20 protein-coding genes are annotated in these 26,217 nt (G+C 40.1%); 11 read left to right on the top strand and 9 right to left on the bottom strand.

The features are described 5' to 3' along the window. Nucleotides 1-66 precede the first annotated feature (66 nt). Both cysM and epsC read right to left on the bottom strand, forming a co-directional pair. Nucleotides 67-951, bottom strand: a complete 885-nt coding sequence (gene cysM / locus AACM45_RS03190; protein WP_339140709.1) for a cysteine synthase CysM — start codon at nt 949-951, stop codon at nt 67-69. Then, nucleotides 944-1,735, bottom strand: coding sequence for a serine O-acetyltransferase EpsC (epsC, locus tag AACM45_RS03185; protein ID WP_339140708.1), 792 nt, complete (start codon nt 1,733-1,735; stop codon nt 944-946). The genes cysM and epsC overlap by 8 nt, the downstream gene beginning before the upstream one ends. Before the next feature lie 97 nt (nt 1,736-1,832). Here epsC and AACM45_RS03180 point away from each other — a divergent pair, with 97 nt between their 5' ends. Then, nucleotides 1,833-2,513, top strand: a complete 681-nt coding sequence (locus tag AACM45_RS03180) for a DUF2461 domain-containing protein (RefSeq protein ID WP_339140707.1) — start codon at nt 1,833-1,835, stop codon at nt 2,511-2,513. Here AACM45_RS03180 and AACM45_RS03175 read toward each other — a convergent pair. The 3 genes from AACM45_RS03175 to AACM45_RS03165 all read right to left on the bottom strand — a co-directional run bounded on the left by AACM45_RS03175 (nt 2,502) and on the right by AACM45_RS03165 (nt 6,918). Beyond that, nucleotides 2,502-2,912, bottom strand: coding sequence for a glyoxalase (locus AACM45_RS03175; protein ID WP_339140706.1), 411 nt, complete (start codon nt 2,910-2,912; stop codon nt 2,502-2,504). The genes AACM45_RS03180 and AACM45_RS03175 overlap by 12 nt on opposite strands. A gap of 147 nt (nt 2,913-3,059) precedes the next feature. Beyond that, nucleotides 3,060-6,092, bottom strand: coding sequence for a WD40/YVTN/BNR-like repeat-containing protein (locus AACM45_RS03170; protein WP_339140705.1), 3,033 nt, complete (start codon nt 6,090-6,092; stop codon nt 3,060-3,062). A gap of 58 nt (nt 6,093-6,150) precedes the next feature. After that, on the bottom strand, nt 6,151-6,918 hold the full coding sequence (locus AACM45_RS03165) for an outer membrane lipoprotein-sorting protein (RefSeq protein ID WP_339140704.1): 768 nt from the start codon (nt 6,916-6,918) through the stop codon (nt 6,151-6,153). 148 nt (nt 6,919-7,066) lie between these two features. On the opposite strand from AACM45_RS03165, the gene AACM45_RS03160 reads away from it, so the two are divergent. Next, nucleotides 7,067-7,966, top strand: a complete 900-nt coding sequence (locus AACM45_RS03160) for a DUF72 domain-containing protein (protein ID WP_339140703.1) — start codon at nt 7,067-7,069, stop codon at nt 7,964-7,966. Here the strand turns inward: AACM45_RS03160 and AACM45_RS03155 are convergent. Next, on the bottom strand, nt 7,963-8,814 hold the full coding sequence (locus AACM45_RS03155; protein ID WP_339140702.1) for a phosphatidylserine decarboxylase: 852 nt from the start codon (nt 8,812-8,814) through the stop codon (nt 7,963-7,965). The genes AACM45_RS03160 and AACM45_RS03155 overlap by 4 nt on opposite strands. 195 nt (nt 8,815-9,009) lie before the next feature. Here AACM45_RS03155 and AACM45_RS03150 point away from each other — a divergent pair, with 195 nt between their 5' ends. The 7 genes from AACM45_RS03150 (at nt 9,010) to AACM45_RS03120 (ending at nt 19,657) form a co-directional block, all read left to right on the top strand. Further along, nucleotides 9,010-9,414 carry an acyl-CoA thioesterase gene (locus tag AACM45_RS03150; RefSeq protein WP_339140701.1) on the top strand — a complete coding sequence of 135 codons (405 nt, stop codon included), beginning with the start codon at nt 9,010-9,012 and terminating at the stop codon, nt 9,412-9,414. 859 nt (nt 9,415-10,273) lie between these two features. Then, nucleotides 10,274-12,007, top strand: coding sequence for an ATP-binding protein (locus AACM45_RS03145; protein ID WP_339140700.1), 1,734 nt, complete (start codon nt 10,274-10,276; stop codon nt 12,005-12,007). 15 nt (nt 12,008-12,022) lie between these two features. After that, entirely contained in the window at nt 12,023-12,397 is a 375-nt protein-coding gene (locus tag AACM45_RS03140; RefSeq protein ID WP_339140699.1) for a response regulator transcription factor, read from the top strand. Next, nucleotides 12,394-14,550: a hypothetical protein gene (locus AACM45_RS03135; protein ID WP_339140698.1), complete on the top strand. Its 2,157-nt coding sequence runs from the start codon at nt 12,394-12,396 to the stop codon at nt 14,548-14,550. The genes AACM45_RS03140 and AACM45_RS03135 overlap by 4 nt, the downstream gene beginning before the upstream one ends. Beyond that, on the top strand, nt 14,547-15,977 hold the full coding sequence (locus tag AACM45_RS03130; RefSeq protein WP_339140697.1) for a glycosyltransferase family 2 protein: 1,431 nt from the start codon (nt 14,547-14,549) through the stop codon (nt 15,975-15,977). The genes AACM45_RS03135 and AACM45_RS03130 overlap by 4 nt, the downstream gene beginning before the upstream one ends. 9 nt (nt 15,978-15,986) lie before the next feature. Further along, a complete protein-coding gene (locus AACM45_RS03125; protein ID WP_339140696.1) occupies nt 15,987-18,320 on the top strand; it encodes a sulfatase-like hydrolase/transferase in 2,334 nt (777 codons plus the stop codon). An 8-nt stretch (nt 18,321-18,328) separates the two neighbouring features. Further along, complete coding sequence (locus tag AACM45_RS03120; RefSeq protein WP_339140695.1) at nt 18,329-19,657, top strand: YaiO family outer membrane beta-barrel protein; 1,329 nt, start codon at nt 18,329-18,331, stop codon at nt 19,655-19,657. 10 nt (nt 19,658-19,667) lie between these two features. On the opposite strand, the gene AACM45_RS03115 is transcribed toward AACM45_RS03120, so the two are convergent. Together AACM45_RS03115 and AACM45_RS03110 are read right to left on the bottom strand one after the other, a co-directional pair. Further along, nucleotides 19,668-20,927, bottom strand: coding sequence for a hypothetical protein (locus AACM45_RS03115; protein WP_339140694.1), 1,260 nt, complete (start codon nt 20,925-20,927; stop codon nt 19,668-19,670). 580 nt (nt 20,928-21,507) lie between these two features. Then, nucleotides 21,508-22,371 carry a sigma-70 family RNA polymerase sigma factor gene (locus AACM45_RS03110; protein WP_339140693.1) on the bottom strand — a complete coding sequence of 288 codons (864 nt, stop codon included), beginning with the start codon at nt 22,369-22,371 and terminating at the stop codon, nt 21,508-21,510. Nucleotides 22,372-22,615: 244 nt separating this feature from the next. On the opposite strand from AACM45_RS03110, the gene AACM45_RS03105 reads away from it, so the two are divergent. Continuing rightward, on the top strand, nt 22,616-24,127 hold the full coding sequence (locus tag AACM45_RS03105; protein ID WP_339140692.1) for a DEAD/DEAH box helicase: 1,512 nt from the start codon (nt 22,616-22,618) through the stop codon (nt 24,125-24,127). A gap of 159 nt (nt 24,128-24,286) precedes the next feature. Beyond that, nucleotides 24,287-25,525, top strand: coding sequence for a glycosyltransferase (locus AACM45_RS03100; protein WP_339140691.1), 1,239 nt, complete (start codon nt 24,287-24,289; stop codon nt 25,523-25,525). Between the two features lie 141 nt (nt 25,526-25,666). On the opposite strand, the gene AACM45_RS03095 is transcribed toward AACM45_RS03100, so the two are convergent. Beyond that, nucleotides 25,667-26,215 (bottom strand): hypothetical protein, encoded by a 549-nt coding sequence (locus tag AACM45_RS03095; protein ID WP_339140690.1) that lies wholly within the window; start codon nt 26,213-26,215, stop codon nt 25,667-25,669. Nucleotides 26,216-26,217 lie beyond the last annotated feature (2 nt).

Here is a 26,217-nt window from a genome sequence, read left to right as displayed (position 1 = left end):
TATCAGTATTATCCCAAGATATTTTTTTCGATAAAGATGTTTATCAACTGTTAGTATTCAAAAAAATCAATCAAAGAGGTTCGAGGATAAGTACCGATCACCACGATCACATACGATGGAGACAATGACACCTTTTGTCAATCGTTTGGCAATTCGTATTGCAACGACGGCGGCCCCACCGCTGCTCATACCGGAAAAAATTCCTTCCTCTTTTGCAAGTCGCTTGGCCATGGTGATAGCATCTTTTTCATTGACGTATAAAATGTCATCTACTTTTTTGGGGTCAAAGATACTAGGTACATATTCGGGTGACCATTTGCGTATACCCGGTATGCGAGCCCCTTCTTCAGGTTGCACGCCAATGATTTGAACGTTTGAATTTTGTTCTTTGAGGTACGTGGAAGTTCCGGTAATTGTGCCGGTAGTGCCCATGCTAGAAACAAAATGGGTGATGCTACCCTGTGTGTCCTTCCATAGTTCGGGCCCCGTCGTTTTATAATGTGCCTTCCAGTTATCATCATTCCCAAATTGGTTGAGCATGGTGAAACCTTCATTTTTCACCTTGTTTTCCACATAATCCCGAGCACCTTCAATGCCGATATCGGCAGGGGTCAAGGTTACTTTTGCCCCATAGGCACGCATCGTTTGCACCCTTTCATACGTTGAATTTTCAGGCATTACCAGTTCAATGTCCAGTCCGTAGCTACTTGCGACCAAAGCCAATCCAATACCGGTATTGCCACTGGTGGCCTCTATCAATTTTGAATCTTTATTGAAATCCCCACGCTCCAAACCCATTTTGATCATATGGTAGGCTGGGCGGTCTTTTACGCTCCCTCCCGGGTTGTGTCCTTCCAACTTGAAGTATAGCGTTACGTTTGGGTTATCGTTCAGAACCCTTGATTTGATCAATGGGGTGTTTCCAATCAGGTTCAGTATGGAATTAGACATTAGTACTTGTTTTGATTTTAATTTCTGGGGTATGGAATACTTTTGAATTCGGCGGAATTGATGCCGTTAACCAAGCATTACCACCTATCACGGAGTTTTCTCCGATAACGGTCTCACCACCTAGGATTGTCGCGTTTGCATAAATGGTAACGTTTGATTCGATGGTGGGGTGTCTTTTGGTCTGACGGAGGGATTTATTGACGAAAAGGGCCCCTAGGGTAACCCCTTGATAAATCTTCACATCATCTTTTATAATTGCGGTCTCACCAATGACGACACCGGTTGCATGGTCAATAAAAAATGATTTACCTATGGTCGCACCAGGATTGATATCCACTCCCGTCTGGCGGTGCGCGTATTCCGTCATCAATCGGGGTACTAAAGGAAAACCTTCGTTATAGAGCACGTGGGCAAGGCGGTAAATGGCAATCGCATAAAAACCAGGGTAGGCCATGTAGACTTCTTGTATGGACAATGAAGCGGGATCACAATTTAAGATGGCCTCGGCATCCAAGTTCAGTTTTTCAAGAATTTCGGGCAGCTGCTGCACATAATTGTTCCAGACCTTGGTACAGGGTTTATGGGTTTCCCAACAGGCAAGATCGACCAGTTCATTGAACTGTCCCTCTAACACCTCAAGATTACTTTCAATGTCGGTATTGATGTCAAACAGGGTATAGAATAGGGTATCCGTAAAGATTTCGGTATGGCTTTTCAATCGGTAGTCTAAGTAGGGCTGTTTTTTATGCTTCCTTAGCGTGGCAATTATTTTTTGTTTGTCCATTGCAAATTGGCTTGTACAGTTCAAAATTAAATATTCTCAAAAAAGCAATCACTGTTGAAATGGTTAACTTTAGCCTAAAATAAGACCGATTTGTGATATGGCTAACCTAATGGTGAACAGCAAGGCGCTGGATTTTTTAAAGAGATTGGAAAAAAACAATAACCGTGAGTGGTTCACGGAACATAAGGATGAGTTCAAAACCCATGAACTTGAAATGAAAGGTCTGTTCACCGCATTGACAGAACATTTGAATAAGCACGATCAGATTGAAAAAATGAAAATGTTTCGTATTTATCGTGATGTTCGCTTTTCGAAGGATAAAACGCCTTACAAAACCCAATTCTCAGTTTCGTTCTCAAGGGCAGGAGCGGAGCGGCGTGGGGGATACCATTTATGTATAAAACCAAGGGAAACCTTTATAGCTACGGGCTTTTGGGCCCCGAATAAAGAGGACTTGCTACGTATACGAAAAGAATTGGAAGTAGATGCATCTGAATTTCGGGAAATCATTAATGAAGAAGCATTACAAACCATTTGGGGTGATTTGAAGGGTGATGCGGTTAAAACGGCACCGAAAGGGTTTGACAAAGATCATCCTGATATTGATTTGATTCGCCATAAACAATTCATCTTTGTCAGAAATTTTTCCGATCAAGAAGTCTTATCAGATGATTTTCTGAGTCATGTCGATGATTCGTTCAGGGCCATAAGACCCTATTTTGATTTTATGGGTTCTGTGTTGACTACAAATTTGAATGGGGAATCGCTAATAGGCTAATTGTATTCTTTCCAATAATTGGATTTGGTCTTTTAAGCGTTTGATGACCATGTTCATCATTCGTTTGTTCAATGCAGAGGAATTCTGGATGTATATCCGGTATTCCTCAACGGTAAATTGACCGATTACCATACCTTTTAAAGAATTTCTAAGCTTGATATCTTTTTGTATGGCCTTGGCGATATAGTCCAGTCTTTGCTCTAACGAAAGTTCATAAAAAGCGTTCTTGTGTTTTTTGATGTAGTTTTTGAACACTTCGATGAACAGATCATTTTGCATCTTTAAGATAGGTCTCAACGTTTCATTTTGAAAACGTTCCCCATCACTCATCATAGGGTTGATTTGAGTTGTTTTTATCTCGGGCCTTACCTTTAGCAAATTCTGCGAACGCTCTTTCATACGGCATTTGTTTAGTTAAAATTACGTGATGTGACCTTCGATAATCGGAATACCCTTGGGTAGTTTTCAACTTCTTATAAACAAAAAGGCCGTGTTACCGGTGGGTCGTACCCCCACTTGTAACGCGGCCTGTAAGCCTTGAAAATATTATTTACTCTCTAGAAAAACCTCAAATGACTTCATTTCAAGAGGTTGCTTCTTGAGGTATTTCGATTTCAACTTGGCAAAACTTTCTTTTGCGTCAACAAACCTAGTGGAAATAACCTTAAGGTTTTCAAGCTCAGAGCTTGAGGGTTTATCGTAGCTCGAGGCGAGTTTACTATACAAATCCGCCATTTTTTCGCGTAACTGCGGCTCGGCAGAACCCACATAATTATCCCCTGTTGTGATGACCAAGGTTTCTTTAAGCGAATTTAGCTTCGAAACTGTTTTGGAATCGCCTTTGGCCTCGGCATGGGTCAAGATTTCATCGACCTCGTAAACCAAGTATGCCAGTTCTTGGGTCATGTCATATAATTGCATCGTGGTCGAGTTCTTCAGTTCCCTATCGGTAGCGCTCAACGGTGATTTGGGATCATATACCACATCGAAAGTGTGCTCAAAGGTTTCCTTACCTTTTGTCATTACCGCCTTATAGGTTCCCGCAGGAACTTGGGGCGAGGTAAATCCGCCAAAACTGAAGGTCTTGCCCTTGGCCACTTTTGGTTGCTTTCTGGTATAGTTCCAGTCCACGATATTGATGCCTTTTGATTTGCCCGGCCCCAATTCAGCGATTAAATTTCCATCCATGTCTTGGATTTCCATTTTCATTTTACCAAAAGTGTGTCGTTTCTTCAAGTAATACTTGATCTGCACGTCTTTGCTCTTATTGGGACCAACGAATTGGGTCTCGCCGCCAAAGTTTCCAGAAAATCCGCCCGTTTCACTGATTATGGTATTAGGGGTATCGAAAAAATGAACGTTTTGCGCTAAGACCTCATCGTTGATATCACGCAGGGGTGAAATGTCATCTATGATAATGATTCCACGCCCATGGGTGCCCATTACCAAATCGTTGGTTTTTTTCTGTAGGTCAATGAAATGGACCGCCACAGAAGGCATGTTATTGGTGAATTTTTTCCAATTTTCACCTCCGTCCATGGTAATGTACAATCCAAATTCGGTACCTAGAAACAATAGATCGGGGTTTACATAGTCTTCTTGTATGTTTCTAGCGAAACCAACCACATCATCGGAAATGATATTTTTCCATGTTTTTCCGAAGTCGGTCGTCTTATAGGCATACGGGTTCTTGTCATTCGCGGTATGCCCATCAAAAACGGCATAGGCAGTGCCTTTTTCAAAAGTACTGGCCTCGATATGATAGCACCAGGTGTTTGCCGGAAGCCCAGGAATATTAGCAACGGTATTGGTCCATGTTTTTCCCCCATCTTGGGTTACTTGAACGTTTCCGTCATCGGTACCCACCCAAATGACATTTTCATCTAGGGATGATTCTGCAATAGTGAAAATCGTAGTGTGGTTTTCAGCCCCCGAATTATCCATCGAAAGACCACCTGAATCTTCTTGATTCTGTTTCGTTGGATCATTGGTGGTAAGATCTGGGGAAATGATTTTCCAGCTATCACCCATATCTTCTGACTTGTGCAAATATTGGCTTCCCATATAAAAGCGATCAGGCTGATGTGTGCTTATCGCCATTGGGGCATTCCAGTTCCAACGTAGTTTTTGGTCTTCAGAAACCTGTAAAGGCTGAATGGTCTTTGTCAAATTTCTTTCGACATCATAGCGCCACACATTCTCTGCACCTTGCATCTCGGAATAAATAATATTTTTGGTAGGATGTTTCAATACGCGAAATCCATCACCATAACCAACGGAATTCCAGTCACGGGCCTCTACACCACCCGGTGATGAAGAAGGTCCATACCAAGACCCATTATCTTGTAATCCGCCATATATGTTATAGGGTTCGGCATTGTCAACGCTAATATGGTAAAATTGCGATAAGGGAAGATTTTCCACAATTTCCATATTTGTGCCACCATCCCAGGTTCGATATACCCCTCCATCGGTTCCCACATACATGATATCGGAATCTTTAATGCTAAATACGATATCATGAATGTCAGAGTGCATGTTACCTAAAGCCTTAAAGGTTTTTCCACCATCCCTCGATATGGAACCGCTCAAACCACCTTTAACTACCACATCCTCATTTTTGGGATCGACGACAATCCTCGAAAAATAAAAGGGACGTACGGTAATACCGAAATCATTGTTCAATTGCTCCCAGCTTGCACCGGCATCATTACTGCGATATAGACCTTTACGTTCATTTTTTTCCGCTTCGATTACCGTATAAAGAACTTTAGGATTGGAAGGGGCAATCGCTATGCCCAAACGGCCTAGTTTTCCTTCTGGGAAACCATTATGGATCTTATTCCAGGTTTTACCCGCATCGGTAGACTTATAAAGGGCGCTATTGGCCCCGCCAGATTCGAAAGACCATCCTGTTCTTCTGAACTCCCACATACTGGCATATAAGGTATTTGGGTCTGAGGGATCCATTGCCAAATCAGCACATCCGGTTTTTTGATCTACATATAACAATTTTTCCCAAGTTGCTCCGGCATCAGTTGATTTATAGACACCGCGTTCTTCGCTATCGCCCCAAAGTGCGCCTAGCACACCAACATAAACCTCATTTGAATTTTTTGGATTTACAATGATATTGGCAATTCGGTCAGAGTTTTCAAAACCTAGTTTTGTCCAGTTGGCACCGCCATCGACAGATTTGTATAGGCCATCACCAACGGATACGCTATTGCGCGTCCAGGTTTCACCCGTACCTACGTATATGGTATTGTCAGGGTCGTTGGGGTCAAGTTCGACAGCCCCGATAGACTGGCAATAGTCATCAAAAATCGGATTGAACGTAGTACCTGCGTCGTTGGATTTCCAAACGCCACCACCGGCCGTTCCGGCATAAATTATCCTACTGTTCGTAGGATGGTTTTCCATGTCGTTAATACGACCACTCATTAAGGCCGGCCCAATATGACGTGCGTTCATATCGCCAAAAAGCGCTTTACCATCAATGGAGCCCAAGTCTTGTGCGTTAGCTGTTGTCAAAGACGCTAACCCCAGTACGAGACCCGATATAAATATTTTTTTCATGATTGATAGGTTTAAAAAAAAGAGACCCACATAGGGGTCCCTCAAAATTTAGTAGCATTTATTTTTTTTCTTCACCGACTTCCTCAGGAAAGCTAAAAGAACTGTCGTCCACGGTGGGGTTCAGTTCAATTGCACTTATTGTAATAGGCTGTGATTGGCCGTCTTTGACACCTTGGGTCATTGAAAATGGAAAGTACATTCCGTCAACCTCTTGATAGTCGCTCATGGTAGTTTCAGACGTCTGGCCCTTCGCGGGTCCTGATTTGATTTCTGATTGTACTGCAATGGGTACGAAGTTTTCGGTATCAAAAAAATAAAAAGAAATATCCTCTTCTTGATTTCCGTCGACCATAATAGGTTCTTTGACCAGTTTTATCTTATAGGTCTCGGCACCGTCAATGGTTTCCTTACCCATAAGTTCTACGGTATAGCCCTTTTCTTTATAATCCATAAAAGAATCTGGGAAATCGTTGGTATTCAACTTAAAATTAGCGGTTTGCTCGGCATCGCTCTTCTCTGCTTTCATCGTCATGAAATTATGACTCCATAAGGTCTCCCCATCAAAAACCCCTTGTTTGATCTCTTTACCTTGAAAAGTAATGACGGTCATTTGGCGCCCGTCTTTAAGTTGGTAAATTTCCAATGGAATTTCCATCCCCTGTTGATTTACCTTAGCGGTCATTTTCATACCAGTCATGTTTTTCCAGTTATCCATGCCTCCGGTATTTTCAAAATAATTGGCAATGATCTCATCAGCCGTTTGGGCCTGAAGTGGTATCGCCATTGCGAAAAATAGGGCGACAATACTGAATTTCAATTTTTTCATTTTAGTAGATTTTATTTGTAATAGCTATAGGTGTGAAAATTACTAATAATGTTACAGATTGGGCATATTTTATTTATTGTTTTGCTTTATTAGGGGTGCTAGCTTCTAATACAGCAAATCCATACCTTTGATTTTAAATAGCACTGTAATGAAATTTGGTAAGGTCGAGCATCCTGAGCTCATTGATTTTTCTTTTCCCGAAGATCACCCTGAAACTGAAATCGTATTGAAAAAACATGATAAGGACGGGGATTTCAAGATATTCGTGGGCTGCGCAAAATGGAATAGACAAGATTTGAAGAATTTTTATCCAAGGGGTACGAAAGATGAGCTTTCGTACTACTCCGGTCAATTCAATTCCATTGAGCTCAATGCTACCTTTTACCGTATTTTTCCTGCGGAAACGTATCAAAAATGGTATGATAAAACGCCTGTTGGATTTAAGTTTTTTCCGAAAATGACCAATGAGGTAAGCCATTTGCGACGAATGAACGATAAGGTATATGAAATCGCCGACCGCTATCTTGAGGTGACCTCCCTACTTAAAGAAAAATTGGGAACCATTTTTTTACAAATGCACAATAATTTCGGACCCAAAAACTGGGACAGGGTAGTACGCTTTGTGGAATATTGGCCCAAAGAATTTCCATTGGCGATGGAATTCAGGCATACCGATTGGTTTAATGATGAAAAAGTTGCTAATGAATTGTACCATTTACTCGAAGAGAACAATATTGCCAACATTTTGGTTGATACGGCGGGTCGTAGGGATATCATGCATATGAGATTGACCAACAATGAAGCATTTGTTCGTTATGTTGGCGCAAATCATCAAAGTGATTATCCGAGATTGGACGATTGGGTCGAAAAGTTGGGGTATTGGAAAGCGAAAGGGCTAAGGAACATCCACTTTTTCGTACATCAAAATATGGAGTTGGAATCCCCTTTGCTCTCTGCATATTTTATTGAAAACCTTAATAAAAACCTCGGGGTTGGGCTTCAGATTCCTAAAACCACCCTTGGTAATAATCAAAAGGAGTTATTTTAATAGGCGGTACCGACCTCGACAAAGGTATTTTTTGAATGATATCGAGGTGCTTCCGGACTCGCCATGCAACAGGTAGAGCCTAAATAAAAAAGGGCTAGTTCATCCAATTTTTTAACCTCACTACCTATGCATACCTCAGGGTGCAATTCAATAGTACCTACGGCAGGTCCGCCAACAATGGACAAATACCAGGTTTCTCCATCACTATCTTTGATATCGATATTATACCGTTCGTTTCTAAAGGCCGGTAATGAGGGGTTTTGTTTATAGATCCATGGTCTTAATACGATCAAGTCACCTGGTATATGCTGTATTCGGGTAATTGTTCCATCTATTGGTGTGTGAATACGATGGTAATTTTTATTGTGTAAGAATACATTGGTAAAATAGTGCGCTTTCGGAATAACTTGGGCTTGAAGCCCAAAAATAGTATCAATATACCTCGAATCATATTTCACGGTACTTTTCTTAATTTCCCCTACTTTTCCTGCTTCACACAAAAGACCTTCACATGGCCAAACAGCGGGCTCCTGATTATGTGGAATTGACTTGAACTCGCGGGTAAAAAAATCTTGAAAACTCTCAAAATTGGCTTTGCCTAACGGCGGATCAAACTTTTGCAAATAGGTTTTGTCCTTATAATTTAACCATAAATAGGGTTTTATCAAGTATTTGGAAAACGACTTGGTATATATTCTAGCATACCATGCCGATAGTTTTCTTTGTAAGGTACTGGGCAGTCCTCCCCAAACTTGCACGGACAAAAATTTATAGCAATAGGCCCTCCAAGAAGGAACTTGAAACACGGTAAAACTAGGATCGGAATAATACTCTGGTGTAGTTTCCACGTTAAGAAATAGGCGTTGTTTATAAATTGGCCCTTAAATTTATTTTTTCCGCAATAAGGAGACCAACGGATTAAGAAAACTTTAGTTTAGGCTTAACAATTTTTATAATTGATCAAATCGACCTGTTAACATGGTAGATAAAACCCAAAATCCCTTTTTAATCGTATTTCTAGCATAATTTTATAAAAAAAAGACATGCGTTTTCATACCAGAAAATGGGTAAAACCAGAAGATCTAAATGCCAATGGCACCTTGTTCGCGGGCAAAGTGTTGGCGTGGCTTGATGAGCAGGCCGTAATCTATGGTATTATCCAATTGGAAAATAAGAGGGTTGTAACCAAATATATGTCAGAGGTGAATTTTATGAGCACTGCCGAACAAGGCGATATCATTGAAATCGGAATGGAGGTCACCAAGTTTGGCAAAAGTTCTTTAACGCTGAACTGTGAGGTGCGAAATAAGATGAATCATGAAACCATTGTGACCGTTGATAACGTGATTTTGGTAAATCTAGATGAAAAGGGAAAACCAAAGCCCCACGGTAAAACAAAAATCGAGTACGTGAAAGATCGTCTAGAAAAACTGGAAGCAAAAGGGTAGTGGCCAAGTGCCTTTTGCCACTTCAATAATTGGTATGGTCTTAAAGATAAATGCCAGGTCAACGTTCCCCCGTAAGTTTCATATGAATCGAAGAAGAAAGCGGATACGTTCTTCAGGGCGAAACCCTTTTTTTCCATCCTAATTTCTGAGCCCATAGTCCAAATTCTACTTGGGCAATTCGATTTCGGGTAATAACGTATACCATACTATGCCTGGTGTTTTTAACGGTACCGAAGAGGCCTAGATGGCCCTTGTCTTCTGATAAGGCAAGCTCAGCCTAACGATTGCGAAACAATCACCTAGTAGATTATGCAATTATCCTTTAATTTTTACAATAGTCTATTTTTCAAATATTTATATTTATTTATCTAAACTATTTAATCCGTAAAGGGCATTAGTACTTTATGGATAAATTGAATGCTCACAGAACTTAAGATAGTCCATCTATATCTTGCAAAATAAGTCTATCTGAATACACTTTAGGTAATGAGTTTCAAAAGTCTAACAACCAATATATTGTGTTTGTAAAAAGAGGGGTTTCGATTCTTTACCTGTATTACTATCTTGAGGATAAATGCGAACTAATTCCCCATCTATTGGGTACGCCTCTTGTCAAAAGAATTCCATGCTATTCTTTTCCGTTTTCCATTGCCACCGCATTATCAGGCATGCCATCAATACTACCGGTTTCCCCATTTTATCAATAGCTATACCTACAAATAAGGCGCTTTGACAACAAATTAGTACCACTAGGTAACAATTAATTGGACACTGTAGGTGAAATGAAGAGTTTTAATCTTATATAAACCAGTTTATTAGGTTTTTCCATTGAGACCCAATACACTTTAATCCACTATAATTGAACACTCGAGAATTACTAACGCATTTATCGAAACTGGAAAATGGCTTGGATAGCTTTTCATTTTCAGAGTTGAATACTACTGAGGCCAAGGCATTGAAGAAGTCATTTGAGTCCTTTAAAAATGGACTTGAGACCAAGGTGTTTGGCGGCGACAGTGTAGCCGCTTTACAGGCTGATGCATTGACGGTAACTTCCATAAATAATTCAAAAGAGCACACCGTCATTGCCAACGTAAGTCATGAAATTAGAACTCCCTTGAACGGGATCGTTGGTTTTGTAGATCTTTTGAAGGAGACCCCATTGACCCAAAAGCAATTTGAGCTTACCAATGCACTTTCAAAGGCTTCACAAAACTTGATGGATATTGTAAACGAACTTTTGGAGTTTTCTAAACTGGCCGCTGGTCGTGAGAAGTTCGCCAAAGTTCCCTTTAATCTAAGAAATCTCGTTAACGAAGTTGGTTTTTTATGTAGGACCCTGATTACGAATAAAGATATCACCCTTCAGGTCACAATGGACGAAGGCATACCACATTCCTTGATAGGGGATCCTGCAAAGCTCTCCCAGATACTACTGAACCTAATGGGGAATTCAGTGAAATTTGTTGAAAAAGGCAAGATTCAATTGAAAGTCCATTTTATCAAAGAAGAAAATAACGAGGTGTTTTTAGACTTTGACGTGGTTGACACCGGCATCGGTATTGCCAATGACAAATTAAATGACATTTTTGAGACTTACCAACAAGCTGAACCCGATACACAATTGAAATATGGGGGCTCGGGTCTGGGTCTTAGCATAGTTAAAGAATTGATAGGGAAAATGAAGGGCCAAATTACGGTGCAAAGTACTTTGGGCAGGGGTACGGTATTCAAAGTAACACTTCCCTTTGAAAAAGCCGCGACTGACGATGTTCAGCAAACAGTGACCAAGCAAAACAAAAGAGTGGAAGGGAAGGGCCTTGAAGGGACCAAGGTATTGGTTTTTGAAGACAACACGCTCAATCAGAAATTAATGGAGAACCGGTTGAAAAATTGGGGTTGTGAAACCATTATAACGGCCAATGGCCTATATGGACTCAAACTTTTGGAAAACCATCATTTCGATATGGTACTGATGGATTTGCGAATGCCTGGCATGAATGGCTTTGAGATAACAAGACGAATAAGGAACAATAGTAACTATATGCTTCAAACCATACCCATTATCGCAATATCGGCAGATATGAGTGCTTCTGACAAAGACAAGTGCCATGAATACGGAGTGAGCGACTTTATATTAAAGCCGTATAATTCTGATGAGCTGCAAAATATGATGGGGTTCCATTTGAACCAAAATAGGGTGGGCAATACCGGCACCCCCAATAATTGGGTAGCTGGACCGAAAATGAACCCTGCAAACTTGGCTCCCATACTTGAAGAGTGCCTTGGGCAGATTGAACTTTTAGACGAATTGATACGCCTTTTCAAGCAAAATATGTTAGAGTTTATCGGAAAGGTCAAAATGCACTTGCAAAACAACAACCTGCAAGGCATTGGCTTTGCTGCCCATAAGATAAAATCATCGTTGAAGATGATGGAGGCAAGTAGTCTGTTCGAAATATGTGAAACGATATCGGAAACCTGTAAAGAAAGTAAAGATACGCAGGCCCTTACGGTCTTATACCATCGATTTTTAGAGGAGTACCCCAAAGTAGAAAAATTCATTGACTTAGAAATCAAGAAGTTAAAATAATAAACCAGTCCCAAATTGAAACCAAAAAGACTATTGTTGGCAGAAGATGATACCATGCTCGCATCACTATTGAAATACCGTTTAGAAAAAGACGGTTATGTGGTCGCTGTAAAGCATGATGGCCATCAAATGAAAACGGCAATTACTCAACAATTGCCCGATGCCATAATCAGTGATGTCATGATGCCTTATTTTTCAGGTATCGAGTTGGTCGATTATTTAAGAAATGATTTAAAAACGGATATACCCATCATTCTCATATCGGCAGCCTCTAATGAGGAAAATGTTGTAAGTGCCCTAAAGTTGGGGGCAAATGATTTTATAGCCAAACCCGTAAGTCCCACAGAATTGTTGATTCGGGTAGCAAGAGAACTTAATAGATATTATTGAGTATAAGTAAAATTACATATTGCCATTATTTACTGATCAGTTCCCCAAAGATCCATACCGATATTTTATGGGACCTTACCGTGTTGTTTCTAATATTGGGAGGGCTTTACTTTTTATTCATTTTCTTTTTTAGAAATCGATTTTCAAGTATCGCACGAAAAAGAAAAAGTAAAAGGGCCGAATTGGCACCCGTGATAAGTAATTTTTTATTTTATACCCCACAAGACCCAAAAGAGGAACAAAAGGAATATGTGAGGTTAAAGATCGAGATACGTGAATATCTCGGGGATAAGAACTTTCGTAAAATATTGGCAAATATTCTTTTTGATTTGCAAAGGGATATTTCGGGGGATGCGAGAAACCGTCTGTTTAAGCTCTTCATAGAACTCGGTTTACATCATGATTCCTTTAAGAAATTATCGAGCTGGCGATGGAATACCGTTTCCCAAGGTATTCTTGAACTATCCCAAATGGAGGTTGCAGACTCTTTTCAGTTAATCTCAAAATTCATCAATGATCGCCGAGGTGTTGTACGAAAGCAAGCTGAAATTGCTATTGTTTCCTTAAACGATCATGGTATAGAGCATTTGTTGGATACTACAAAATATGCAATAAGTGAATGGCAGCAACTAAAACTTATCGAGGCCATTGGTACCATTAATGACTATCAACCACCCAAGTTCAAATCATGGTTGGTTTCCCACAATAAAGATGTGGTGCTTTTTAGCTTACGCTTGATACGACACTTCAACCAAAATGATGCGGCTGCTTCGATTGCCGAGCTTGTCAAACATAAGAATGACGAAGTTAAAATTGCGGCCATCGATTGTATTCAAGAGTTCAATTTTTTCGACTCTGTTGATATACTCAAAAAAGTCTTTTGGAAGTGCAATACCAAAGTGAAGATCCAAATTTTGGATACCGTTGGCAAAATAGGGAATCAGGGTGATCTGATGTTCTTGCATGAGGTCAGCAGTGTAGAGCATAATTTTGCGGTAGTGAGCAAGGCAAATGGGGCGATAAATACCATAGCACCTGACACGGTACTACCGACCCGAGACATTATTGAAGATTTAAATACACCGATCGTAAGGGATAAAAGCGGATTAGAGGATGCGGATTTCTTGCAAATAGATGTTGATTGCGATGAAGTTACCTATACTCAAAAAGCTATCGGAATTGAAGTGGATGAAGTGGAAGTCTATGATTTGGTTGCCGATGGGCAATCGCCAGAAACGACGCAACTGTTATCCGATAAAATTTCAGGTGATGGGGCTGAGACCGTAAGTAACATTGAGACCGAAGAAAGTCCGTTGTTGACTGAATTGGAGTATGAGCTTGATCAATCGCTAAATCAGTCGTTAGGTCTTATTGATGTGAACCTTGATCAAACCGGCACAAAAGATAATTTAGACGAACTACAGGAAGGCTATCAACGGATGTCTTCAGAAGAGCGCAGCCTTTTTCTTGATAGTTTTGAAAAACCAGGGCATCAAGAAGCAATTAGTGTCTTGGAATTTATCGTAGAAAATGAAGAAGAATCAGAGTTGCGCTTTCGGGCTTTCAATAAACTGAAACATCTCGATAACGAAATCGGGATGGAAGAAGAAATCGAAGAACTACCTGCAGTATCAAAGCCCGAAGACAAACTTCCGGAATACAGTGTTTTTTACGAATTGTATCGTTATGCCTCTGATATGGATTCTAAGGCCATCTTGATCAATGAGATGATGGATATCGGTGATGAAAAAGAGATTCCATTGCTACGGAATTTGGTGCAGACTGAACAAGGAAAGATCAAACAGCTTGCAGGGAAGGCACTTGCATATCTCACTAAAAAATATCCAGAAAAAGTATTAGGTTCCGAAGTGCATGAAACCACTGACCCCGCTCATTCTGAGACGCTCGACCAAACCAACTCGTCGGACACTGATCAGCTAGCTGAGATTCCTGTACAAAATGAACCAAGTAATACGACCGATGATGATATCGAAGACGAACGGATTCCCTTAGAGCTCTGTTTTCTTTATGACGAATTGGGAATTTCATATGATAAGGAAGACAAGAAAGAAGACCTAGGCTTGAATTTTGAATTGTCAGCTGAATTCTTTGCTATGATAGCCACTGAAAACCAAAATTTAGAAGATCAATGAGTGGTGGGATTTTTGATATAATCATTGAATACATCAACACCGTTTTCTTGGTGTTTTCGGTAATACTGTTCGCCATGTTTACCATAATGGGGTATTTGTCGACTAGAAATGCCATTCATTATAGAAATAAGAACAGCATTGGCGATCTTTCAAAAGTAATGGCATCACCATTGGCACCAACGATTACCATTATTGCACCTGCATACAATGAAGGGCTTACCATTGTTGAGAATATTCGTTCCCTGTTATCGCTGAAATATGTGAACTATGAGGTAATGGTAGTAAATGACGGTAGCAAAGATGACACACTTGAAAAGATGATCAATGCGTATCATCTTGAAAAGATAGACCGCCTTATTGACCCAAACTGGCGTTCAAAGCCCATACGTGGTATATATAAATCAAAACAACCCTCATTTTCAAAATTAACGGTGGTGGATAAAGAGAATGGGGGCAAATCAGATGCGATCAATACCGGTATATACCTATCAGAAAGTAAGTACGTGGGTTGTATCGACGTAGATTGTCTTTTACGGCCAGATGCCCTTTTACACGTTGTGAAGTCTTTTTATCAACGGAGTAAAAAAAGGGTCATCGCAGTTGGTGGGGTCATTCGGGTTGCAAATTCTTGTGGAATTTCAGGGGGGACCTTGGAGGAAATCAGATTGCCCGAAAATTGGCTTGCCAAGTTTCAGTTGTTGGAATATACCCGCTCTTTCTTGTTGGGCAGAATGGCTTGGGGTAGGATCGATAGCCTTTTGATCATCTCTGGGGCGTTTGGTTTCTTTGATCGTGAAATAGCCTTGGCGGTAGGTGGATATGATACCAATACTGTAGGGGAGGATATGGAGATCATTTTTAGAATGCGCCGTTATATGCATGAATTGAAAGAATCATATACCATTGAGTATATTCCGGATCCACTTTGTTGGACCGAGGTGCCCGAAGACCTTAAGATATTTGTCAACCAACGAGATCGTTGGGCTAGGGGAAACCTTGAGACCCTATTCAAACACAAGGATATGTTTTTCAATTCGCGATTTGGTCGGCTTGGCCTAGTGAGCTACCCCTATTGGTTTTTTTACGAATGGCTGGCCCCCTTAATGGAATTCTTTGGTTTTTTTACGATCATATTGTTCTGGTACCTCGGCATTTTGAATTGGGAATTTTTTGTGGCAATCACCGCCACTATCTACATGTTCTCGGTCATGTTCTCCTTTTATGCCATTCTCTGGGATGTCTATACCTATAACGAATACAAGCGAACCAAAGATATTTTGACGCTTATGTTATGCGCTCTGATAGAACCCTTTGTTTTTCACCCCATAGTGGTATGGTCTGCCGTACGGGGCAACTATAAAAAACTATTTCGGGTAAAATCTGGATGGGGGTCACAAGTACGAAAAGGTTTTGTAAAGGCCACTTAAATACTATGCATGAATACAAGTAAAAGGGATAGGTATACTTTAAAACAATACACAAGGGTGATTATTGCGTTCTTCGCGATACTCTTGGTATTGTTACTATACCAATACACCACACTTTACTTTAAGGGGGTGGTTGACACCATTTTGAGCACTAGTTTTTTTATTGCGGTCGCACATCAATTGGGGTATGCATCAATAGTTGCCCTTTTATTGGTTTTTCCCTTTAATTTTTGGGAAAATTATAGACCTGCATATGGTTTAAACCTGGTATTTGCCATACTCATTGTCTTACTGCTCATTGAAGCCATGTTGGTAAGTTATTATTGTACGGCATTGGTACCCTTGGGGTCTGACCTGTTAGGATATAGTTTTAAGGATATTAAAGAAACGATATCCAATTCAGGTGGAATTTCCATAATGCCCATTATTGGCGCTTTGGCGATGATCGCCCTTTTTTTTGGTACCTATAAGTTGACCTCGAGATACTATCATTATTTGGGTAGAATGTATCCCTTTACCATCATTCTTTTCAGTCTTTTTATCTCAACCTTGTTTTTGGAAGGTAAACCTATCAATCAGAACAAAACACAATATTTGGTCTTGAACCTATACAATTCAACGACGGAAGACACGAGCTACGATGCCAATGTTGAATATCCATTAATCAAAGCACAACAAACCACTGATGTTCTTGGCGAATATTTTGAATTGAAAGAAGAAAAACCCAATATCGTCTTTTTGATCGTTGAGGGACTAGGTCGTGATTTTGTCGGTGAGGGTGCCGAGTATGGTGGTTTCACGCCTTTTTTAGATTCACTGACCACAAAATCTTTGTATTGGGAAAATTGTTTGAGCACTACGGGGCGAACATTTGGGGTTATACCTGGCCTTCTTGGATCCTTACCCTTCGGAAGAAGCGGTTTTATGGAATTGGAAAAATATCCCAACAAGTTGACCCTTTTCAGTGTCCTAAAGAACAACGGCTACCATACTTCGTTTTACCAAGGCACCAATAGTTCTTTCGATGGTGTGGATCGATTTCTACTAAGTGAAAATTTGGATTTTGTTTTGGATAAATCCGGATTTGGCAACAAATACAAACTACAAGCTGAAGATGCTGCGGGTTCCACATGGGGTTATCCCGATAAGGAGCTGTTCAGAAAAAGTATGAGTCTGCCCAGAAACACGGGGCAACCAAGAATGGAGGCCTATATGACCATTAGTAATCATGAACCCTTCATTCCACCGAACCAAGAGCATTATACTAAAATGGTAAAAAAGCTACTACAAGAGGGCAGTTTTGATAGCAGGACCAAAAAGATCATCAAGAAGAACGATAATGTATTTGCTACGTTACTCTATACCGATAGTACCTTAAAATTTGTATTGGAAGCCTATAAAAAACAGCCAGGGTACGACAACACCATTTTCATCATCACTGGTGACCACAGGTTAATCCCGATTCCACAACGTAATGCCATAAGTCGATTTCATGTTCCCCTTATTGTATACAGTCCTTTACTAAAGACAACACGTAAAATGAGTTCCATTTCATCCCATTTTGACGTGACCCCTACGTTATTGGCCCTGTTGGATAATAAGTATGAGATGAAAATGCCGAAAAAAGTTGCCTGGATGGGTGATGCCCTAGATACGGAGATCGCATTCCGATCCACGAAGAATATTCCCTTGATGCGAAATAAGAATGAATTGAAAGAATACATCAGTGGTACGAAGGTCTATTCTGATGGTGCCATCTTCGAGATTGATGGTAATATGAATTTAGGAAGCTCATTTAGTGGCGCTGGGGTCGAAGAAAAACTAACTGCGTTCAAATCCATGAATGCCTACGTGACCACAAGTGATAAAATCATCCCAGATAGCTTAGCAATTTTCACTGTAAAGACCGAAAAATTCGCAAACAGTGAGATGGTCTGGATCAACAGTCTTTTGAATGAATACGATTCTGATAAGCTGTACTTCATTGCGCGTGATTTTGCGTTTGATAAAGAATATGATAAAGCCTTGTTGTTAAGCAGGTACATCATATCAGAATCGCCGAGCCATATTGACACGAAAATATTAACTGGCCGCGTGAACGCTTGGCGAGGAGCACGAACAAAGGCTATCGAGATTTTGAATGCCTGTATTAAGATGAACCCAAATTATATTGATTCATATGCCGCACTTTTTGATGTGTACTATTGGGATGGGCGCCATAGAGAAGCCTTAGCGTTGATCAAAAAGGTCGAGGAAAATAGTTCAAGCGTCAATGAAATCACGGATAAGATCGAAAGGGCCCGAAGGGAAGCAAGAAAAAATCAAATCGTAGCCCATAATTAGTCATGAAATTGAATCGTAAGACATATTGTACCCTGGTTACCGTAATACTTAGTTTTTATGGGTTTTGTCAAGACATGGCCTCTACTGAATTTGAAGACGAATCTTATGAAGAGGCCTTCGAACTGGCCTATCAAGGAAAACACCAATCCGCCAAACGGATTTTGGCCCAAGCGGTGAACGACGAGATCAACAACGACTTGGATGCCCGATTCTTACTCGCGCGCACCTATAGTTGGAGTGGTCAATATGACAAAGCGCGAGACGAGTTCAACAAAATTACCTCAAGTGAAAAAGAGAATGGGGATTTTTGGATTGCCGCTATAAAGAATGAACTTTATGCGAAAACCTACGCAATCGCATTAGGTCTGGCAAACAAGGCAGCATTGTATATCAAGAATGATGAAGAACTTCGACGACTTAAAACTTTAGCCTTAGAAGGTATAAACCAGCAAAAGTATGGCGAAAAAGGATGGTACAACCAAGAGGGGGCACCAGTCAATAACAAGACGGCTAAGAAGCACGCCAAAAAAAATGGGAACGAAACAACAAAATCTAAGAAATCAGCACCAATAGAAGAAAGCAAGACCACGGAAGAAGCCGAAAAACCCAAAAATCGAATTGGGGTCAATAATGCATTCACGGTTTTTAGTGAACGGTATGAACCCGTCGTTTTCTCAAGCGTAACCTTTAGGCACCAAACCAAGATTGGCAGTGTTATACCCCGTGTTAATTACAGTAATCGTTCGGGGCAACATGGTCTTCAATACGATATTGACTTTTATCCAAAGTTCTTGAAACGATTTTACGCCTACCTCAATTATGGTTATTCGAACTCCACGATATTTCCTAGACAAAAGTTTGGGGGTGATATCTATGTCAACCTGCCCAATGCCATTGAATTTTCTGCAGGGGGGCGTTATATCAGTACCAATACCCAAGATATTAGGGCAATTACAAACTCTTTAGGGTATTACAAGGGTAATTATTACTTTTCGTTACGGTCATTCGTATCTCCAAGGGAGAATAACTTACTGAGCGTATCTGGCAACCTACTCATTAGAAAGTATTTAAGGGATGCCGAGAATTTTATGGGAATCAGTGTTGGGTTAGGTTTCTCACCAGAGCTAAGGCAGTTTTTTTCAGGTGGGGAGTTATTGTCTGAAACAGTATTGTTCGTAGGGTCGCAACGATTGAACCTGCAATATCAGTTCACGCCAAAGAAATCGCCTAATATTTACCGTGCCAATCTAGGCGTACGTAGACAAGAGTTTGCGTTTGCCGCGGGTACTTACTTTTGGGCCATTTCTGCCGGACTTACCTACGAGGTAAAGTTCTAGTATTGAAAATCTATTCTGGATCAAATACCCATTTATCGGCATACATGCCATATACAAGGCCAATCTCATTGTCTTGAACGTATTGTTCATCCTTTCCGGGGTCGAAGTTGACGTTGTATACATATACCTTGATATCATTGTCCCTAAGTTGTTTCAATAATTTGGTTTGACTTCGGATGATCCTTCTTGAAACAGCCGCATATTTGATGTTATTGACTTTTAAATAATTGACCTTGTCACCGACCAATTCAAGCAAAGGTTGTTGCGAGATGATGACTTGAATACCATTTCTAGAAGCTTCATCCATAGCCATATAACTGAAGAGTTCCATTAACAATCGCTCTTTGGCAACAAAATTTTTGGCAAAGGCTACAGGGTCATTTAGCTTGTCGGTCACCAAGATGGCATCAGGGTGCGCTGCAAACCAATCGTTGATTCCCTTCATATCCAATGTGGTATAATCGCCATAAATCTTATGTTTCTTGAATTCGTTAAGGGAAGGGGGCAATTCCCCTTTATAATCCGTGAACCGTGCCCACATTTTCCAATCATGTGCCGCTACTAATTGATTGTCTGAAGTTTCGATGATATCCAACTCAAAAAGACGAAATCCTTTTTTATAATTTTCATCAAGGGCCTCTTTAGAGTTGGTTGATTTAATGCCATTTACCTCTCCGCCTGCATGTGCAATGTAACGGTCGTTGCTCGGCTCAAACTCGTAAGTTATTTTCGGAAAGTAAACGGTTGCATCGGATATTGTTTTTGGTATCGCGATGGACTTAATGACTGAAACCGTATCAACGGATTCTACTATACCATTGACCAAGTTGTGCATGACATAAGCTTGCCTACTTTTTAGGGTACTTAACTGTTCAAGCCCCAGGGCAGCAAGTTCATGTGATTTTGAAAATGAACCCTTAACCGCAGAATCATGGGCAATTATTATGAAACTGGCTTTATTGCTAAGCATATTGGTGATATGATCAAGAAATTCAGCAAAGGCATCTTCGCTACCATAGGTGTCAAAACCACGGAATTCATATGCGCTTGAAGAATTGAAATGGATGACGGTCAAGCCCCTTTCAATGACTTCTTCGATATCCCCAATGCTAAAACTACTTCGTTTCTTGGCATTGAACCCATGGCTCTGAATGACAAGCATAGTTTCATTTAAGGGTTCGATAGTTGTTTTCGCATCACTTTCTTGAAAGGCTCCAACGAAAAGAAACAAAATGGCCCATAAGGTATGTAAAGGTTTGGTCAATTGCATTTTTCTTGTTTTACAGCATTGATTTATACAATAGAGTACACTTGTATACTGTTAGATAACGTTGCTGAAAAGGGCTTATTGCAGAAATATAATCAATGCTGCAGGGTAAATAATGACAGGCTATTCCTACAAATAATTTCACAACAACTTTTAGCAGGTTCACCACAAATTATTGGCATGTGATAATGTTTATGATAAGTTTACGTTCATAATAGCAGACCCGAATTTTTAAATTTATTAACCATGTTGTATGATACCTATGGCGAAGAATACTTGGCCTTCTTGCAAGAATTGAATGAAATATTGAGTTTAAATGAATTGGCAGAGTTAGATTATCTGTAAACCTACTTAAAAGAGTTACCATGAAAAACCAAAATCAGGAAAATAGTGCTTACGTAAATTTTATTCAAAATTTGAATGAGATTCTAGTAAACTACAATATTAGTCAATTGAATTGTTCTTAATTTTAAGTGTATATCAATAAAAAAGGGCTTCTAGTAATAGAGGCCCTTTTTTTATAGAACTCATTTAGACTTTTTAGCTAATTGAAAAAGTCTAAATGAGTTCACAGTTTTAAAAACTATCCTAAATAGGTTTTCAATATTTTACTTTTGGAACTATGCCGTAACTTTCGAATCGCTTTTTCCCGAATTTGGCGTACACGCTCTCGGGTTAAATCGAATGTAGAACCTATCTCTTCCAAGGTCATTGAAGGTTGTTCACCAATACCGTAATACAATCGCACTACATCCGCCTCCCTTGGGGAAAGCGTATCAAGCGCACGGTTGATTTCGGTATTCAGGGATTGGTGCATCAAATCGTAATCGGGTTTAGGGGATTCACCGGCCCGCATCACATCATAAAGATTTGAAGTTTCCCCTTCTTTTAGGGGGGCATCCATAGATACGTGACGTCCTGAATTTTTCAAGGATTGTTTTACCTCAGTAACGGTCATATCCAATTCCTTTGCGATTTCCTCCGCTGAAGGTGGGCGTTCATGGGCCTGTTCCAAATAGGAAAAAGTCTTTTTGATCTTGTTTATGGAACCAATTTTATTCAACGGCAGTCGAACGACCCTTGACTGCTCGGCCAAAGCTTGTAGTATGGACTGGCGGATCCACCAAACCGCATAGGATATAAATTTGAAACCACGGGTCTCATCAAATCGTTTGGCGGCCTTTACTAATCCGACATTACCCTCATTAATCAAATCAGGTAATTTTAAACCTTGGTTTTGGTATTGTTTTGCGACCGAGACCACGAACCTTAAGTTGGCATTGGTCAGCTTCTCTAAGGCTATTTGGTCTCCTTCCCTGATTCTTTGGGCTAATTCAACTTCTTCTTGGGCAGTTATTAAATCAATTTTACTAATGTCTTGTAAGTACTTATCTAAAGATTTGGATTCGCGGTTGGTAACCTGCTTAATGATTTTTAGTTGCCTCATTCGTTGTTCTCGTTTAAATGGATATAAGACCTCAGTATACATTTTTAGAATCGAAAATCCAAATGGGTATTGGTTTTATTATAAAATTTTTATCATCAACAATACAAATGGGGCCTATCGCCAATGCACATAAAAATTGTTGATAGTATTTGAAATATTTCCTGCTTAAGAATAAACTTTACGCTTAAAAATCTTATAATTTTGTAAGGTTTGCTAATTACGAATTCAAATTACCGATACCCTTTTGGAGATACAGAAAGACGTTGCTAAAAAAAACCTTTACGACTACCAGCTTGAAGATCTGACCACGATCTTCAAACAATTGGATGAACTCCCAAAGGGCAGTAACCTGCTGTATCAATTACCGACGGGGGGCGGAAAAACCGTGGTTTTCTCTGAAATTACGAGACGTTACATCGAGCAGACCCAGAAAAAGGTAGTCGTGTTGACCCATAGGATCGAGTTAAGTCGACAAACCTCTAAAATGTTGAACGGTTTTGGGGTCTCGAACAAAATTATCAGTAGTGACGTCAAAGAGTTGGACGATCAAGACGAGTATACCTGTTTTGTCGCTATGGTCGAAACCTTGAATAATAGGTTGCAAGAAGATAAGGTGAAAATCAATAATATTGGCTTGGTCATTATAGATGAGGCCCATTACAACTCGTTCAGAAAATTATTCAAGTATTTTGAAGCGGCCACGATACTTGGGGTAACGGCCACGCCGTTGAGTTCAAATATCAAATTGCCCATGAAGGACCACTACAAAAAGTTGATTGTAGGTAAGTCCATCAAATCACTTATTGAAAAAAACTTTCTGGCCCGTGCAAACCTATACAATTACGATGTGAGCCTTAAAAGCCTCAAATTGGGTATCCATGGCGACTATACCGTAAAGTCCTCAGACGAGTTCTACAGTAACCAAAGTATGTTGGGCAAGTTGATGAGCGCCTATGAAGAAGTGGCAAAAGGTACCAAAACCCTGATTTTCAATAATGGTATCAATACCTCGCATTATGTTTATGAGACCTTCAAAAAGGCGGGTTACAATGTAAGGCATCTTGATAATAGAAACTCCATAAGCGAACGTAAGGAAATTTTGGATTGGTTCTCAAAAACACCCGATGCCATTCTTTCATCCGTTAGCATTTTAACCACAGGTTTTGATGAGCCTTCAGTAAAAAGTATTATTCTGAATCGGGCCACCCGTTCATTGACCCTGTACTTTCAAATGATCGGTCGTGGATCTAGGGTGCTACCCGATAAAAGCGAATTCAACGTAATCGACCTGGGCAACAATATCGCCCGTTTTGGTCCTTGGGATGAACCCATAGATTGGCAGGAGATTTTTCATTTTCCGGATTTCTATTTGGAAAATATTAAAAATGATGAAGAGATTGAGCGGGAGTTTGTGTATGAAATGCCCGAGGAACTAAAAGCCAAGTTCAGTAAGTCAAAGGACATCCATTTCGACATCAAAGCGGAATATAAAAAGGTCTTTGCAGAGGGTGGTAAGTCAAAATTGGTATTGGAACGCAGTATCGAACAGCATGCCAACATTTGCGTGGAGAACAGTGAAGATGTATTTGATGCCCGTATTTTGGCCAAGGAACTTAAGGATGAAATTGCCTACCGTGTGCGACAGTATTCGTATTGTATCATGAACAATACCAAGAACTACAAAGAATGGCTTGAAGAAGATTATGAGCGTAAATTGCGCTCAAGCATCTCTAAAAAGTTTGCCCAAATGATGTAGTGGTAAAAGTAGAAAGTTTCAAGTACGAAGTCAGAAGTAAAAAGATGGACGTTTGAAGTGCTGATTTTTAAATTGTTATGAATTACACTTGCTATTACCAATCATTATTGAACTGGTTTGTTGTATTTTGGGTTTGAACTTGATCCTTGAACTTAACACGTGAAAAAAGCCCTAGTTATCGGTTATGTTTGGCCTGAACCCAAGACGACGGCCGCGGGCAATCGTATGCTGCAACTGCTTCATGGCTTTCTTGAATATGACTATCATATCGTTTTTGCGACTACGGCCTCTAAGACGCAATACTCAGAAGATTTGGTACACTTGGGTATTCAAGAGCAACCCATTGCGTTGAATGATTCAAGTTTTGATGTTTTTGTTCAAGGGTTGAACCCTGATGTTGTGCTCTTTGACCGTTTTATGGTCGAAGAACAGTTTGGCTGGCGCGTGGCCGAGTTTGTGCCAAAGGCCCTGCGTATTTTGAATACGGAAGATTTGCACTCCCTGCGTAAAACGAGGCAGCTAGTACACCGAAAAGGGGAGGAGTTTACAATTAGCCATTGGCTTCAGCACGACATGACCAAACGCGAAATCGCCAGTCTCTATCGTTCTGATTTGACCCTGCTGGTTTCACATTATGAGAAAAAATTATTGGAGGAAGAACTCCATATTCCCGCTGTGCTGGTATACCATTTGCCTTTTCTACTGGAAGCAATCACGGAGAAAGACCGAAAAGCATTTCCGGTTTTTGAAAAACGAAAAGATTTTAGCTGTTTTGGCAATGGCAGGCATGCCCCAAATATTGATGCCCTAAAGTATTTGAACGATGCCATTTGGCCTTTGATTCGAAAAGAGTTGCCTGAAGCCAAGCTCCATGTCTATGGAGCATACCTTCCACAACAAATACAAGAATTACATCGACCACAAAAAGGTTTTTTTGTTCATGGTTGGGTCGAGGACCTGAATACGGAACTGCAAAAGACAAGAATCAATTTAGCACCACTTCGTTTTGGGGCAGGTATCAAAGGCAAATTGACGCGAGCCATGCAAAATGGCATCCCAAGTGTAACCACAGCAATCGGGGCTGAGGGTATGTACGGTGCTATGGATTGGGCGGGGGAAATAACTGAAAAACCTAATGATTTTGCTCAAAAGGCGATTGATTTATACCAAAACGAGCAAAAATGGCATAAAAAACAGCAAAATGGCCTTGATATTATCAACGGACTTTATAGCAAGGAAAAGCTTCTGCCTGCTTTTTTTAAAGTTTTGGAAAATCTAAGAACCAACATCGTCGAACAGCGCGCTAAAAACTTTATAGGGCAACTGCTTCAACAACAATCTATGGCAAGTACCAAGTATATGGCAAAATGGATTGAGGAGAAGAACAAAAAAAAATAGAAGTTTTGTTAATGGTTTGGGCTAAGCGCAATAATGGATCCTATACTACTATCTTTCATCAATATGTAAGCATGTAAAAACAAAGACAATGGGGTAAACACAAAAACCACCCTTATTTTTATCTTATGTTACGGAACTTTTTTAAAAGTTGGAATCATCTAGTTCATCAAGGGTAGTTTTAATTGCCTTAATTCGACTAATCCAATTCCTGTTGGCTAAATATATTGCACACAATAGGCCCAAAATCATGCCGGCGAATAAGAAGTATTTCTCTCTTGTAAAATCAATTGATGATGTGAAAAATATGATGAATGCTGAGCCAGATAAAAATGCGGTAAACAGAATTGAAAGTGCCACTTTTTTTAAATTAGTTTGAAATTGTCGAAGCGACTTTTTTAAGTTGCTATCTTTTACGGGATTTTGCAAGACAAGCCATCCAACAAAGCGAACAATGATAAACGCCACCGTACAAACAATTAAAAAAGCATTCGCCCATAGCGGTTTAGTTGCACCGTCTAACCCTGTATAGTATACCGTTAAAAAAACGGATAGCAAAATAGCCTCAATCAAAAATTTGATTTTAATCTTTTGAATTTTTGGATGGTTATTAATTTTGGTCATCATGAGCAGCTCCGTTTGGCTTTTTTCACCTTGTTGGGAATTTTTCCAAGTAGATTTTATATTTTCCATGT

The sequence above is a fragment of the Croceitalea sp. MTPC5 genome, assembly GCF_036985505.1.
Classification (GTDB): domain Bacteria; phylum Bacteroidota; class Bacteroidia; order Flavobacteriales; family Flavobacteriaceae; genus Croceitalea.
The sequence above is the reverse complement of the archived record's forward strand: the minus strand, read 5'-3'. Positions and strand labels throughout refer to the sequence as shown.